The 13873-nt window shown below is 74.6% G+C and carries 16 protein-coding genes; 10 read left to right on the forward strand and 6 right to left on the reverse strand.

Annotation, left to right across the window (positions count from 1 at the left end):
* Together PH191_RS23110 and PH191_RS23115 are read right to left on the reverse strand one after the other, a co-directional pair.
* Positions 1–405, reverse strand: a 405-nt coding sequence (locus tag PH191_RS23110) for a GNAT family N-acetyltransferase (protein ID WP_274196988.1), incomplete at its 3' end; no start/stop codon positions are given.
* A 3-nt stretch (positions 406–408) separates the two neighbouring features.
* Positions 409–1581 (reverse strand): uroporphyrinogen decarboxylase/cobalamine-independent methonine synthase family protein, encoded by a 1173-nt coding sequence (locus PH191_RS23115; protein ID WP_274196989.1) that lies wholly within the window; start codon positions 1579–1581, stop codon positions 409–411.
* A 195-nt stretch (positions 1582–1776) separates the two neighbouring features.
* Here PH191_RS23115 and PH191_RS23120 point away from each other — a divergent pair, with 195 nt between their 5' ends.
* Positions 1777–2907, forward strand: coding sequence for an FAD-dependent oxidoreductase (locus tag PH191_RS23120; RefSeq protein ID WP_274196990.1), 1131 nt, complete (start codon positions 1777–1779; stop codon positions 2905–2907).
* A 21-nt stretch (positions 2908–2928) separates the two neighbouring features.
* Complete coding sequence (locus PH191_RS23125) at positions 2929–3618, forward strand: TetR/AcrR family transcriptional regulator (protein ID WP_274196991.1); 690 nt, start codon at positions 2929–2931, stop codon at positions 3616–3618.
* A 3-nt stretch (positions 3619–3621) separates the two neighbouring features.
* Here the strand turns inward: PH191_RS23125 and PH191_RS23130 are convergent, their stop codons facing one another.
* Positions 3622–4446 carry an AfsR/SARP family transcriptional regulator gene (locus tag PH191_RS23130; protein WP_274196992.1) on the reverse strand — a complete coding sequence of 275 codons (825 nt, stop codon included), beginning with the start codon at positions 4444–4446 and terminating at the stop codon, positions 3622–3624.
* Positions 4447–4680: 234 nt separating this feature from the next.
* Here PH191_RS23130 and PH191_RS23135 point away from each other — a divergent pair, with 234 nt between their 5' ends.
* The 6 genes from PH191_RS23135 (at position 4681) to PH191_RS23160 (ending at position 9296) form a co-directional block, all read left to right on the forward strand.
* A complete protein-coding gene (locus PH191_RS23135) occupies positions 4681–5628 on the forward strand; it encodes a manganese catalase family protein (RefSeq protein ID WP_274196993.1) in 948 nt (315 codons plus the stop codon).
* A 98-nt stretch (positions 5629–5726) separates the two neighbouring features.
* Complete coding sequence (locus PH191_RS23140) at positions 5727–7043, forward strand: Nramp family divalent metal transporter (RefSeq protein ID WP_274196994.1); 1317 nt, start codon at positions 5727–5729, stop codon at positions 7041–7043.
* Between the two features lie 41 nt (positions 7044–7084).
* Complete coding sequence (locus PH191_RS23145) at positions 7085–7285, forward strand: hypothetical protein (protein ID WP_274196995.1); 201 nt, start codon at positions 7085–7087, stop codon at positions 7283–7285.
* A 107-nt stretch (positions 7286–7392) separates the two neighbouring features.
* On the forward strand, positions 7393–7812 hold the full coding sequence (locus PH191_RS23150) for a PASTA domain-containing protein (RefSeq protein WP_274189308.1): 420 nt from the start codon (positions 7393–7395) through the stop codon (positions 7810–7812).
* 66 nt (positions 7813–7878) lie between these two features.
* Positions 7879–8127 carry a hypothetical protein gene (locus PH191_RS23155; protein WP_274196996.1) on the forward strand — a complete coding sequence of 83 codons (249 nt, stop codon included), beginning with the start codon at positions 7879–7881 and terminating at the stop codon, positions 8125–8127.
* 26 nt (positions 8128–8153) lie between these two features.
* A complete protein-coding gene (locus PH191_RS23160) occupies positions 8154–9296 on the forward strand; it encodes a serine hydrolase domain-containing protein (RefSeq protein ID WP_274196997.1) in 1143 nt (380 codons plus the stop codon).
* A 23-nt stretch (positions 9297–9319) separates the two neighbouring features.
* On the opposite strand, the gene PH191_RS23165 is transcribed toward PH191_RS23160, so the two are convergent.
* Entirely contained in the window at positions 9320–10273 is a 954-nt protein-coding gene (locus PH191_RS23165) for a hypothetical protein (RefSeq protein WP_274196998.1), read from the reverse strand.
* A gap of 231 nt (positions 10274–10504) precedes the next feature.
* Positions 10505–10942: a VOC family protein gene (locus PH191_RS23170; RefSeq protein ID WP_274196999.1), complete on the reverse strand. Its 438-nt coding sequence runs from the start codon at positions 10940–10942 to the stop codon at positions 10505–10507.
* A 99-nt stretch (positions 10943–11041) separates the two neighbouring features.
* Between PH191_RS23170 and PH191_RS23175 the strand changes: the two genes are divergently transcribed.
* A complete protein-coding gene (locus PH191_RS23175) occupies positions 11042–11659 on the forward strand; it encodes a CGNR zinc finger domain-containing protein (RefSeq protein WP_274197000.1) in 618 nt (205 codons plus the stop codon).
* 133 nt (positions 11660–11792) lie between these two features.
* The gene (locus PH191_RS23180; protein ID WP_274197001.1) at positions 11793–13172 is read left to right on the forward strand and encodes an HNH endonuclease signature motif containing protein; all 1380 of its coding nucleotides are present in this window, start codon (positions 11793–11795) and stop codon (positions 13170–13172) included.
* Here the strand turns inward: PH191_RS23180 and PH191_RS23185 are convergent.
* Entirely contained in the window at positions 13162–13836 is a 675-nt protein-coding gene (locus PH191_RS23185) for a GNAT family N-acetyltransferase (RefSeq protein ID WP_274197002.1), read from the reverse strand. The two genes, PH191_RS23180 and PH191_RS23185, sit on opposite strands and share 11 nt — an antisense overlap.
* Positions 13837–13873 lie beyond the last annotated feature (37 nt).

The raw sequence follows: 13873 nt of genomic DNA on the forward strand, positions 1-13873 counted from the left end.
GACGGCGCGGTACCCGGTGTCGGCGAAGAGCGCGCGGCTGTGCCGTTGCTCCGCGCCGGCGTCGAGCCGCACGCGGGCGTAGCCGAGCTCCCGCGCCGCGTCCTCCAGCGCCGCCAGGAGCGCCCGGCCCACTCCGCGCGACCGGGCACCGGGGACGACGTACATCCGCTTGATCTCGGCGACGTCCGGCCCCAGCGGACGCACCCCGCCGATCGCCACGGCCTCCCCGTCGTCGTACCCGACGAGGAAGCGGCCCCGGGGCGGCGCCATCTCCTCCGGCGTCGTCACCGACCCCGGGCGCGCGGAGCGCCCGGGGTACTGGGTGTCGAGCAGGGCGTTGAGCTCGGCGAGCAGCTCACGTCCCGGGGAGCGGTCGGAACGCCCGGCCCGGAACTCCAGGGTCACGGCTCAGGAGACCCCGAGCTTCTCGGCCGCCATCCGCGTGCCCTCCACGCGGTTGGTGATCTTCTGGAACGCGACGTCGCGGGCGTAGTCGGGCGACCCGTGGTTCGGCTTCTCGTCGATCGAGAAGGGCGAGAACCCGCAGTCGTCGGTGGACCCGAGCTGCTCCTTCGGGATGAAGTCCGCGGCGCGGACCAGGCGGCCGGCGACCTCGTCGGCGCTCTCCACCCGCGGGTTGCCCGGGTTGATCACGCCGATGTAGGCCATCTGCGTCACGCCGTCGGCGTCGGTGCGCAGGTTCTTCCCGATCGAGGAGTACACCGGGTCCTTCTCCCGCTCGCTCGCGAGCTGGATGAGGAAGTAGCCGGCGTTGATCTTGAACATCTCGGGCAGCAGGTTGTTGTAGGGCACGTCGGCGGAGTGCACCGAGTCGCGGTCGCCGCCGGGGCAGGTGTGGATGCCGATGGACGTCCGCTCCTCGGCGCTGAACCGCGCCATGACGCGGTTGTTGAGCTCGATGAAGTGCGGCAGCAGCCCGGCGCCGGTCCAGGGGTTGCGCGGGTCCTCGCGGGTGGCGAGGCGGCCCTCGGTGAAGTCGACCGACACGCGGGCCGCGCCGGCGGCGAAGGCCTCGCGGATGTCCTTCTCGCACTCGTCGATGAGCTTGGCCTCGAAGTCCTCGCGGCTGTAGCCCTCCACCGGCTCCTTGAGCGGGTAGAGCAGCGCCAACATCGAGGGCGCGATCACCGCCTGCTTCATCGGCGCCTTCGCCTTGCCGATCGACTTCTTCAGCGAGTCCGCGGCGTAGTTCTGGTACTCGAACGGGCCCTTCACCAGCTTGGGCAGCTGGCGGCCGTGGCCGTCGGCGAAGATCGCGAAGAACTGGCCGCCCGGGCCGAGCGAGGGCGCCAGGCCGGTGCCGGCCAGCGTGTCGGTGATCGGGTAGGTGGCGAACGAGGACCAGCGCTGCTCGCCGTCGGAGATGATCGGCGCGCCGGTCGCCTCGTAGCGGTCGATGGTGTCCTGGACCGCGGCCTCCTGCTCGGTCTCGAGGGCCGACTTGTCGATCTTCCCCTCGTCGTAGGCGGCGTAGGCGTCCTGGAGCTTCTGCGGGCGGGGCATCGAGCCGACCGGTTCTGTGGGGATGCCGGTGGCGGTGCGGGGGTCGTAGGTGGCCATGGTGACTGGCTCCGAATCTCTGGTGAATCGGGCGAACACCCGGGGATCCGACGCTATGGCGTGACCCAGATCACGTCAACGCGGTGGCACAGCGCAGAGGGACCGGCGGGCCGGAGGGCGGGGTCACGAACATGTTCGTCACGAACATGTTCGTGCTAGGGTCGAGGCATCGTTCCCCGACCTCCGGAGATCACCATGACCGTCGCCGCACGCCCCGTGATCGTCGTCGTCGGCGCCGGACTCGGCGGCCTGGCCTGCGTCGGCGTGCTGCAGCGTCACGGCGTCGAGGTCGTCGTCCTCGAGCGGGACGAGGGACCCCGTGCCCGCCCGCAGGGCGGGATGCTGGACCTGCACGAGGAGTCGGGGCAGGCGGCGCTGCGCGCCGTGGGGCTGGAGGACGCCTTCCGTGCGTCGGTGCTGCCCGGCGGCGAGGCGATGCGCGTTCTCGACCCGCGGGGCCGGGTCCTGGTCGACGAGGACGACGACGGCGACCGCCCGGAGATCCCGCGCGAGACGCTGCGGGACCTGCTGCTCGCCGCCCTCCCGGCCGGCACGGTGCGGTGGGGGTGCACGGTCCGGACCGTGCACCCGCTCGCCGGCGGCCGTCACGAGATCACGCTCGCCGGTGGCGAGGTGCTCGTCAGCGACCTCCTCGTCGGCGCGGACGGCGCGTGGTCACGGGTCCGGCCGCTGCTTTCCGACGCCCTCCCCGCCTACAGCGGTGTCACCTTCGCGATCACGCGGCTGCGGGACGTCGAGGTCCGGCACCCGGGCGCCGCGGCCGTCGTCGGTGGTGGCCTGATGTTCGCGCTCGGCGAGGGTCAGGGTCTCATCGCCCACCGCGAGCCCGGGGCGACGCTCGAGGTGTACGCCGCGCTGCGGCTCGCCGACCCCGGAGAGATGGCGGGCCTCGTCGTCGACGGCCTGCTCGGGCGCTTCGCCGGCTGGGCGCCCGAGCTGCGGGCGCTGATCGCCGAGGCCGACGAGCGGTTCGTGCCGCGGGCGATCCACGCCCTGCCGGTGGGGCACACGTGGGAGCGGAGGCCGGGGGTGACGCTGCTCGGGGACGCCGCGCACGTGATGTCGCCGTTCGCGGGGGAGGGGGCGAACCTCGCCATGCAGGACGGCGCCGAGCTCGCGCGGCTCCTGCTGGAGCACGGGATCACCGGTGCCGAGGGCCGCGAGCGGGCCGTGACGGCACACGAGGCCGCGATGGTGGCGCGGGCCGCCCCCGCGGCCGCGGAGTCGGCCGCGAACCTCGACGTGGCGTTCGGCCCGGACGGCGCCCGGGCCCTGCACGAGGTCATGCTCGCCCACCAGCCCTGACCGGGTGGCTAGCGTGGGCCCGTGACCGGTGCACGAGCGACCCCGGTGAGCCGGCGCGACCGTCCCGCCAAGCCCGCGCTGACGCGTGAGGGCGTGATCGCCACGGCAACGGCCCTCGTCCGCGAGGAGGGCGCGGGACGGCTGACGATGCGTCGGCTGGCCCAGCGTCTCGACACCGGGCCCGCGTCGCTCTACGTCTACGTCCGCGACACCGCCGAACTGCAGGCCGCGGTCCTGGGCGAGTTCCTCGGTGCCGTGGACCTCACGCCGGCGGCGACGGCCGGGGAGTGGACCGGGCGGGTGCGGCGGATCGTCGACTCGTACACCGGCGTCCTCCTCGCCCACCCCAGCCTCGCCCGCGTAGCGGTGGTGACCCGCCCCAGCGGGCCGCACTATCTCGCGCTGATCGAGAGCCTGCTGGTGGTGCTCGGCGAGGGCGGGATGCCGGACGACCGCGCCGCCTGGACCGTCGACCTGCTGCTGCTCGTGGCGACGGCCTCGGCCGCCGAGCACGGCACGCGCCGGGAGGAGGACGGCGCGGAGGAGGCGGCGGACGACGCGCTCGCCGAGAGCCTCCGCGGAGCGCCCGCCGACCGGTACCCGCGCCTGGCGGCGCTGGCCGGTGAGCTCCTGTCCGGCGAGGGGCCGGACCGCGCCGGCTGGTTCGTCGATCTGGTGCTCGTCGGCGCCGCAGGGACACCGCGCCCGTAGCCGTCAGTCCGCCGGACGACCCAGCAACGGGCGGACGAGCCCGCGGATCGCGTCCGACGGCGGCAGGCCGAGCTCGGCGCGCAGCAGCGTCCGGAAGGTCTCGTACTGGGTCAGGGCCTCCGCGCCGTTGCCCTCGGCGAGGTGCACCTCGATGACGCGCCGGTGGGCGCTCTCGCGCAGCGGCTCCTGCGCCACCGCCTCGAGGCCGGCGCGCAGCGCGTCGGCGAACCGGCCGGCCGCGCACGCCCGCGCGCAGCGGTCCTCGAGCGCGTGCAGGCGCAGCTGGCGGTGACGCTCGCGCTCGACGAGCACCCAGTCGTCGCCCCACCCGGGCAGGAGCTCGCCGCGCGGCATCGGGGCGTCGACCACGCCCCCGTCGTCGGCCGGGGCGTCGTCGTCGAGGGCGTAGAGGTCCACGTCCGCGTCCCGGTGCAGCGACACGTTCGTCGCGTCGGCCTCCACGAGCGCGGCGCGCTGCGGGGCGGGGACCTTCCAGAGCGTCGAGCGCAGCCGGGTCAGGGCCTGCCGGTCGGTGACGTCCGGCCACAGGGTTCCGGCGAGCTGGTGCCGGCGGACGGGTCGCCGGGCGAGGGCCAGGAACGCGAGGACCCGCTCGGCGGTGGGCGTCAACCGCACGTCCTCGTCGCCGACGCGGCACGCGAACCGGCCGACGAGATACAGGTGTGCCGCCCGAGGGGGCATCGGCACGTCGAGCGCCATTCGCCGCCGTTCCCGCCGGACCTCCCACAACGGGTCCGGCTGTTCGAGGAAGTGGCCGGCCCGCACGGGACCGGGGAGGGCGGCGCGACTGTCGGCCTCAACGCGCACGGCTCACGGTAGGGACACCTCACCCGACCGGCGACTCGGACGGACGTACCGGGCGGGCAGGAGTCGGGTGCCCACCGGAGACGTGATCGAGACACCGGGGAGACGGTGCGGGGACGGTGCGGGGACGGCGGGGCGACGCAGCGGGGTCGGTCCCGGCGACGCCGAGGGGCACGGCCGGGGGACGGGGGGCTCGCAAGGTGCGGCAGGCACCGATCGACCCGCGAGAGGATCCCCGTGTTCTTCCATGTGCAGCGCCTGATCAACGAGATCGTCCCCGACGAGCCGGACCCGGCGGCCGCGAACGCCCTGCAGGAGGGGCTGGGCGGTCAGTTCGGCGAGATGCGCACGATGATGCAGTACCTGTTCCAGAGCTTCAATTTCCGCGGCGCCACGGCCAAGCCGTTCCGCGACCTGCTCTACGGCGTGGGCACCGAGGAGATCGGCCACGTCGAGCTCATCGCCACGACCATCGCCCGTCTCGTCGACGGCTCGCCCCGCTACCAGGGCAACCCCACCCACCTCGACGAGCCCGGCGAGGGCGGCGCGACGCCGCTGTCGGTGGCGCTCGGCGGCGGCAACATCCACCACTGGCTGGTCGGCGCCCAGGGCGCACTGCCGGTGGACGCGCAGGGTGACCCGTGGACGGGCAAGTACGTCTACGACAGCGGCAACCTGCCGCTGAACCTGCTCTACAACCTCATGCTCGAGTCGACCGGGCGCCTGCAGAAGTGCCGGCTCTACGAGATGACGGCCAACAAGACGGCGCGGTCGACGATCGCGTACCTGATCGTGCGCGACCAGGCCCACGAGAACGCGTACGCGAAGGCCCTCGAGGCGCTCGGCGTGGAGTGGAACAAGCTCCTGCCGATCCCGAAGACCAACGCGGAGCGCTTCCCCGAGGTCAAGACGCTGCTGGAGCAGGGCCTGCACTCCAAGCAGTACACGTTCAACATCGACCAGCTCAACGAGGCCGCCAAGGTCTTCAACGGCCCCTCGCCGTCGAAGGACGGCACGGAGCTCTCCACCGAGCAGGCCCCCGAGGGCGCGCCCATGGAGATCGCGGTCGAGCGTCCGGAGGAGTTCGGGCCCGGGCTGGACAGCGAGCTCATGGAGCTCGTCCAGGCCACCGCGGACATGGAGATGTCCACCCCCGCCGGCCAGTACGGGCCGACCGGCAGCTGATCAGCAGCTGACGTCCCCCGTCACCGGCCCGTCGCCGGGCGGCCCGAGCCCCTCGTGGGCCCGGGTCGCCCGGACCGGCCGCCCTCCCGGAGAGGTCGATGACCGTCGCCCCACCGCACGTGACGCCCGCCCCGGACGTCGGGACCCCGACCACCGACGCGAGCCCGGTCACCGATGCCACCCGGACCCCGGCCCCGGCCCCCGGTCGGGTCCGCCGGCTGCTCCCGCTGCTCGGACCCGCGGTCGTCGCGGCCACCGCGTACGTCGACCCCGGCAACTTCGCGACGAACACCCTCGCCGGCGCGTCCCACGGCACCCTGCTGCTCTGGGTGGTCGTCACGGCGAACCTCATGGCCGTCCTCGTCCAGTACCTCTCCGCGAAGCTCGGCGTGGCGACCGGCCGCAACCTGCCCCAGCTGTGCCGCGAGCACTACCCGCGCCCGGTGACCCGGATGCTGTGGGTGCAGGCCGAGGCCGTCGCGATCGCCACGGACCTCGCCGAGGTGGTCGGCGGCGCGATCGCGCTGAACCTGCTGTTCGGCGTACCCCTGCTGCCCGGTGGCATCGCCGTCGGTGTCGTCGCGTGGGCGCTGCTCGCGGTGCACCAGCGCCGTCCCCGGCGCTTCGAGCTGCTCGTCGTCGCCCTCTTCGTCGGCGTCGTCGTCTGCCTCCTCACGACCCTCGGGCAGACCTCGCCCGACCCCGCCCTCGTCGCCGGCGGCCTCGTGCCGGGTCTCGACGGCACCGGCAGCCTCGTGCTCGCGACCGGCATCCTCGGCGCGACCGTGATGCCGCACGTCATCTACCTGCACTCCGACCTCACCCGCACCGCCCGCCGGCGCGCGGGCGGGACGCGGGCCGCGCTGCGGGGCCAGCGCGTCGACCTCGCCGTCGGGATGGGCACCGCGGGCGTGCTGAACGCGGTGATGCTCGTCGTCGCCGCGACGGTGTTCTTCCGCCCGGGGGTCGAGGCCCCCGAGGACCTCGAGGGGGTGCACGCGGGACTCGGCACCCTCGCGGGGCCGCTCGCGGCCGGGGCCTTCGCCGTCGCGCTGCTGCTGTCCGGCCTCGTCTCGTCGGGCGTCGGGACCTACGCCGGGCAGGTGATCATGGACGGGTTCCTGCGCCGTCGGGTGCCGCTCTGGGTGCGCCGCGCGGTGACGCTCGGGCCTGCGCTGCTCCTGCTCGGCGTCGGTACCGACCCGACGCTCGTGCTGCTGATCTCTCAGGTCGTCCTGTCGTTCGGGATCCCGTTCGCCCTCGTCCCGGTGCTCGAGCTCGGCAGGCGTCGCGCCCTCATGGGCGCGCTCACCACCCGCCCCGCGGTCACGGCCGTCGCCGGGGTCCTCGCCGTGGTGGTGATCGGCGTCAACGCCCACCTCGTCGTCACCGTCCTCGCCTCGGGGCTGTCGTGACGCCCCTGGTGTCGGGAGAACCGTCGGGAGAGCCGTCGGGGATGTCCCCGGGCGTGCCGCCGGGCGCCGCGCTGATGGTGCGCGTGTGGTTCGACGAGGGCGAGCTGCGGGTGCGCCTCACCGCCACCGACGACCTCGAGGGCCCGGCACGCACCCTCGGCGTCGCCGGCGACGTGGACGGCGCGTGCGACCTCGTCCGGACGTGGCTGACAGCCGTCGCGGCGGCCGGGCGCGGAGCGTGACTCCGCCGGTCGGCGTTCTCCCAGCTCAGCGGGGGTGCGGTCGGCGGAGGGGGCGGGTGATGGCCGACTCAGCGTCAGGGGCACGGCAGGATGGGTACCGATATGCCATGACCGGCATGCCGGAGGAGGCGACGATGCACACCGACGAGACGCGTACCGACGCCGAGGGTGGGACCACGATGGGCCACGACGCGACCGACGGCGGGACGACCACCGCCACGATGCCCGAGCTCGTGGGCCTGCCGGCCGCCGAGGCCCACGACCGCGCCCTGGACGCCGGCGTGCTCGCCGTCGGCCGCAACGCGGTGCACACGGGCGCCGGGCGCGCCCACGTGGCCGATCAGGAGCCTGCGGCGGGCGAGGAGCTCGAGCGCGGCGCCGAGGTCGGCATCTGGATCGCGGGCGGCGCCGCACGGCCCGCCACGGGTCCCGACCCGGACGACGGCCCCGAGGGCGGCGGCGGTGGCGGCGGTGTCCGCCCCGAGCCGAGCCCCGTCGGACCCGCCGGGGGCGGGTTCAACGGCTGACCGTCCCCTGGTGGGGTCGACCACTTGCTGCGCTCGACCAGGGGATCGGCGGCCTACGATTCAATCGTGTACCACGTATCTCTGAGCTACCGCGGTCGGCGCGCGCTGGGAGCCTTCGTGCGGCCCGGGGAGCTCGACCTCATCCGTGCCCTGCGGGCCCAGGGTCGCGCCGGCACGGTGTCGGTGCTCGACTCGCGGGCGCGGCCGATCGTGGTCCACGTCGAGCGACTCCTCTGCGACCCCGAGGTCCTCGGCTACGGTGCCGATCCGCTGGGTGACGCCGTCGCCCCGCAGGCTCCGCTCGTGCGGAGCTGATCGAGGAGACGACCCCGGGGGCGCCCGTGCACGCCGACGACGTGATCGAGGGCGTGCGCGGGTCCGTCGAGGCGGGCCTCGTGCCCGGGGCGATCGTCGGGGTCCGCCACCGCGGTGGGACGAGCCTCGCGGCGGTCGGGACCACCCGTCCCGGCGGGGACACCCCGCTGCGTCCCGACGCGGTGGTCCGGCTCAGCTCGAACACGAAGCCCCTGGTCGCGGCGCTGGCGATGCAGCTGCTCGCCGACGGTGCCTTCGCGCTCGACGAGCCCGTCGACCGTCTGCTGCCCGAGCTCGCCGATCGCCGGGTGCTCCGGAGCCTCGACGTCTCGCCCAGCGATCCCGCCCGCGACACCGTGCCCGCGGAGCGCCCGATCACCGTCGAGGACCTGCTGACGATGCGCATGGGCTTCGGCTTCGTCACCGAGGGCCCGTGTCCCACCCTCGACCGGGCGGCGGCCCTCGGGCTCGGCTTCGGCCCGCCCGACCCGCACGGTCCGCCCGCTCCCGACGAGTGGATCGCGCGGCTCGCGACCCTGCCCCTGCTCGACCAGCCGGGTCGTGCCTGGCGCTACGAGCTGTCCGCCGCGGTGCTCGGCGTCCTCGTGGCCCGCGCCGGTGGTCGTCCGCTCGGCGACCTGCTCGCCGACCGGCTCCTCGCCCCGCTCGGCGCCGACGCGACCGGGTTCGTCGCCGACCCGGCCCGTCTCGTCCCGGCGTTCGCGCGCGACGAGGACGGGGTGCTCGTCGACTTCGACGGCGTCACCGACAGTCGCTGGCTCACCCCGCCGGCGTTCCCCGACGGGCGGGGCGGGCTGGTCGGCACGGCCGAGGACCTGCTGCGCTTCGCGGGCATGCTCCTCGACGGCGGTGCCGGGATCCTCGATCCCGCCGCGGTCGCGGCGATGACGACCGACCGCCTCACGCCGGAACAGCGCGCCGCGCCCGCGGCCGCCCCGTTCCTCGACGGCGGCGGCTGGGGATTCGGGGTCGGGGTCGTGGACTCGCCCGCCGGGCCCCGCTACGGCTGGGCCGGGGGGCTCGGCACGCTCTGGTACTCCTGGCCGCGTCACGACCTGGCGGCGGTCCTGGTCACGCAGGTCTTCCCGCCCACGGGCCCGGTGTTCGAGGCCTTGACGCGGACGATCGAGGAGGGGCTGGCGCGGTAGGTCGAGGCGCGTCGTTCTCGTGGTCAGTGCGCGCCGACGAGGGCCGGCCACGGCCGGGGGTTGCGCCACGGCACCGGGTCCGGGCGCGCGGGACGCCAGCCCCAGGGGCCCGTGCCGCGGCGGGTGGCGGGCGAGGGGCGCCCGTCGCCGCCGTCGCGCGGGACGGGGGAGGGGCGGCGCGGCGCCCGGGGTACGGGGACGTCGTCGACGACGGGTTCCGGGACGGCCGGGACGGCCGGGTCCTCCGCGGGCTCCTCGGCGGGCTCCTCGGCGGGCTCCTCGGCGGCTTCCGGGATGAGCTCCTCGACGAGCTCCTCCGCCGGGGCGGGTTCCGGAGCGGGCGTGGGCTCCGGGACAGGCGTGGGCTCCGGTACCGCCTGTGGGGCGGGCGCCGGCATCGGCATCCGGGCCTGCAGGCGTTTCGGCTCGGTTCGGCGCCCGGGGTGGCGCTCGGGCTCGGATCGGCGGGGAGCCGGGATCGGGGCGTAGGTCGTGCCCGGGGCCGCGCGGCCGGGGGCGCTCCGGCGGGCCGGGAGGTCGTCCTCGGCCTCGACCACGCCGAGCGGGCCGGCCGAGGCCGCGGGCGCCGCGGCCGGCACGACCACGGTGCGGGCGACCTCGCGTCGCCCGCCCGGGACGGCGCCGCGTCCGTGACGGTTGCGCAGGCGCCGGCGCGTCTCGGCGGCCGAGGGGCCCCGCGTGCCGTCGAGCGCCGCCGCGAACGCGAAGACCAGCCCGTTCGCGAGCCCCAGGGCGAGGAGCCCGAGACCCATGAGGCCACCGGGCTCGATGAGGTCGCCCGGGTCGGGCCGCTCGAGCTGGCCGCCGTAGGGCAGCGGGAGCGTCGCCGGCTCCGCACCGGCGGGCGTCCGTCGCGGCGCGTCCTCGGTGACCGCGTCCGCGAGGAGGACGAGCAGCGTCCCGACGCACACGCCCATCCCGAGCACCGTGAGGAAACCCGCGGCGAGTCTGCGCAAGCGTGAGCCACGGTCGGAAGCTCGCTCGCCGAGCGGCACGGCGTACGCCATCGATCCCCCCTGGACAGGTCGTTGCCCAGGCTCTACCCCGTGATCCACAGCCCGCGATCCCTCAGCCTCTAGTTCACCCTGATGGTGGCTCGATGCTCGGCGTGTCTCTCGGCGTGTCCATTCGCGCGCACGGAGTGGCCGATCGTCGTGCCGTCACCTGCGACCGTTCGAGTGACCTCGTCAGGCTGCGACCGCGGCCGCGCGGGCCTCGGCGATCTCGAGGAAGTGCGGGTTGTGCATGACACCGAGGACGTTGCCGAACGGGTCGACCACCGACGCGGTGACGAACCCGCCGTCGCCGTGCTCGGTGAGCGGCTGGTACTCCGTGGCCCCGAGCGCGAGCAGGCGCGCGATCGTGCCGGGCAGGTCGTCGACGTGCCAGTGGACGACCGCGCCTGCGGGGCCCGTCGCGTCGCGCGACCCCGACGGGGCGAAGCGGCGGTCGATGATCCCGAACTCGTCGGCGTCGTCCCCGACGCGGAACTCGACGTACGCGGGCGCGGCCGGGGCGGGCGGCATCGCGTAGTAGGCCTCGGCGTCGAACACCTGCGCGTACCAGTCGCGCGCGGCGACGACGTCGTCGGCGAACACGTTCACGGTGGCGAATCCACGGAACACGGCTTCTCCTCGGGGTGCGATGCGGTGGTGTGACCGCCCAATGAACGTAGCCGGTCACACAGTGACCGGTCAACGCACTTTGCTGGTAACTTCTTCGTCGTGGACCCACGACTGGCCGTTCTCGGCCGCACGCCGCCCCCGGCGCCGCTGGGCCTCGTCACCGACCTTCTCGACACCTGGTTCGGGCGTACCGCCGACGGCGTGGGGGAGGACGGCCTGCGGACCCCGGCCGACCTCGCCACCTGGTGCCGGGCTCGCGGCACGGCGGTCGCCGATGACGCGGTGGGGTGCGACGATCTCGACCTGGCGCGGACGGTCCGGGCCGGTCTGCGCGCGGAGCTCGCGCGGCACACCGATCCCGAGCTGCCCGTGGACGCCGAGGCCGTGGAGCGGTTCGACCACGCCGTGGCGGGGCTACGGCTGCGCGTGCGGGCCGACCCGTTCCGCCTGGAGCCCGACGAGGAGCGCGTCGTCCGGAGACTGCTGGCGACGGTCGTCGCGGCTCCCCTGGCGGTGGACGAGCGCACGTGGGCGCGCCTCAAGGCCTGCCGCGACCCGCTGTGCCGCACCGCGTTCTACGACGGCTCCCGCAACGGCTCGGGAGTCTGGTGCTCGATGAGCGCCTGCGGCGCGGCGGCCAAGCAGCGCGCCTTCGTCGAGCGGCGGCGGGTCAAGCGGGCGGGGGAGCGGGCCGAGTCGTCGGAGGTTCGAGGCTGAGGGCACCCGGTGACCGGGCGAAGGGCACCTTCGGACGGATCGCTGGTCGATTCTCTCCCTTTGCGAATCCGGGGTCGCTGTTTCTCCGTGAACCGGCCCTTCGGTGTCGGGGGTCGGTTCTAGAATCGAACACATGAGCGAAGGTGGTGTCGGGCTGGTCGAGCGGGAGGCGCTCGACGCTGCTCGCGCGGAGCAGACCGCGGCTCACCAGGCCTACTACCGGCGCCTGGAGCGGATCGCTCACCTGGACCGGCTCGGCGTCGCGCACCTGACCGGTGATCGGAGCACGGCGCGGCTGCTGCAGGAGAACTGGCGGGTCGACCCGGCGACCGCCGGCCGGTGGTGCGACGAGGCCGAGGACCTCGCTCCGCGGATGACGCTGCAGGGCCAGCCGCTGCCGCCGCGGTTGCCGTGCACCGCGACGGTGCTGGCCTCGGGGGAAATCTCCCCGGAGCACGTGGCGATCATCCGCCGCACCATGACCAAGATCGACAGGATGGAGCACGTCGACCCCGCCGAGGTCCCGGCCGCGGATGCCTACCTGGCGAAGAAGGCGACGCTGTTCCCGCCGGCGACGCTGCGCCGGCTCGCCGAGGCGCTGCTGGCCAGGCTCGATCCCGACGGTGCGGCGCCGGATGAGGACGCCGACCTGTTCGACGACCTGAAGATGACCTCGGGCCAGGACGGCACGTTGGAGATGCGGATCCGGATCCACGACGCCGTCGACGCCGAGTCGATCCGCGAAGGCATCCAGGTGCTCGCCACCCCCACCGGGGCCGATGACCACCGCTCGTTGGGGAACCGGCAGGCCTGCGCGTTCAAGGAAGTGTTCGCCGACGCCCTCGGACCGAACGGGCTGGTCACCGACACCCGCCAGAACGAGGCCGAGGACGCCGAGCCGGATACCGGCACAGACCCCGAGCCGGCGGGCGAGCCCGACCTCGAGGACGCGCCGCTCGAGGACGCGTTGATCCCCGAACCCCGCCGCCCCGAACCCGCCGCGCCCGCAGCAGAGACCGCCCGCGGGCCCGGGCGGGCGCTGCTGACGATCACGATGGACCACCGCTGGCTCCAGCTCGCGACCGGGCACGGCACGCTGGACTCCGGCGCCCTGGCCGACCCGGCCACCGTCCGCCGCTGGGCCTGCGACGCCGACATCGTCCCCCTCGTCCTGGGCTCCAAGTCCGAGCCGCTGGACATCGGGCGCCGCTCCCGGTTGATCCCCGACGCGATGCGCCGAGCGCTGAACTTCCGCGACGGCGGCTGCGCCTTCCCCGGCTGCACCCGCCGACCCCGGCGTTGCCACGCCCACCACATCGACCACTGGGGCAACGGCGGACCGACCTCCCTCGACAACCTCACCCTGCTGTGCCGACACCACCACCAGGTCATCCACCACGGGCACTGGCGAATCGACATGATCGACGGCCTCCCGTGGTTCACCCCGCCACCCTGGATCGACCCCGACCGACAACCCAGACCCGGCGGACGATCTGCCATGGTCACAGCGTGATCGGCGCGCCCAACAGCTCGCGGCACGGCCCGAGGCCGCCGACCTCGGCCGTCCACGTGGGGCGCCGCCACGTCTCCGGCGTGAGCCGGCTGCGCAGCAGCACCGCCGCGCGGCCACGCCGGACGTGGTGCTCGACGCCGTCGGGCACGTAGCCGAGGCGTTCCGACACCCGACGGGAGGCGACGTTGTCGGCAAAGGCACTCGTCCGCGCCGTGCGGGCGCCGAGGTGGTCGAAGGCAAGACCGATGACCGCGTGGCGCATCTCGGTGCCGAGGCCTCGACCCTGCACCGAGCGGGTCAGCCACGAGCCGCTGCGGACCTCGCCGAGGACGGCGAAGTCGGTCGCGGCGAGCGTCTGCATGCCGATGACGCGGCCGGCGTCGCGGACGAGGAAGTTGACCGACCAGCGGGTCGGTCCGATCTCCGCACGACAGCGCCAGGCGTACTGCATGATCCCCCGGGCGAAGCCAGGATCGCCGGCGTCGTCGGTCCACGGCTCGAGGAACGGCATCTCGTCGGCCGGGTGCACCCCGTCGAGCGCGCGGTCGGCGAGCGCGGCGAGCCCGGCGTCGTCGTCCGGACGCAGCTCGAGCCGGGGGGTGCGCACGACGAGCTCCGCGAGGGGCCAGTGCCGGACGGGATCGGCCGGGTCGGTCGCGGACATCCCGCCCATCCTGACCGTCCGGGGGACACGGGTGTGG

The sequence above is a fragment of the Actinomycetospora callitridis genome, assembly GCF_028737265.1.
In the GTDB taxonomy this organism is placed as follows: Bacteria; Actinomycetota; Actinomycetes; order Mycobacteriales; family Pseudonocardiaceae; genus Actinomycetospora; species Actinomycetospora callitridis.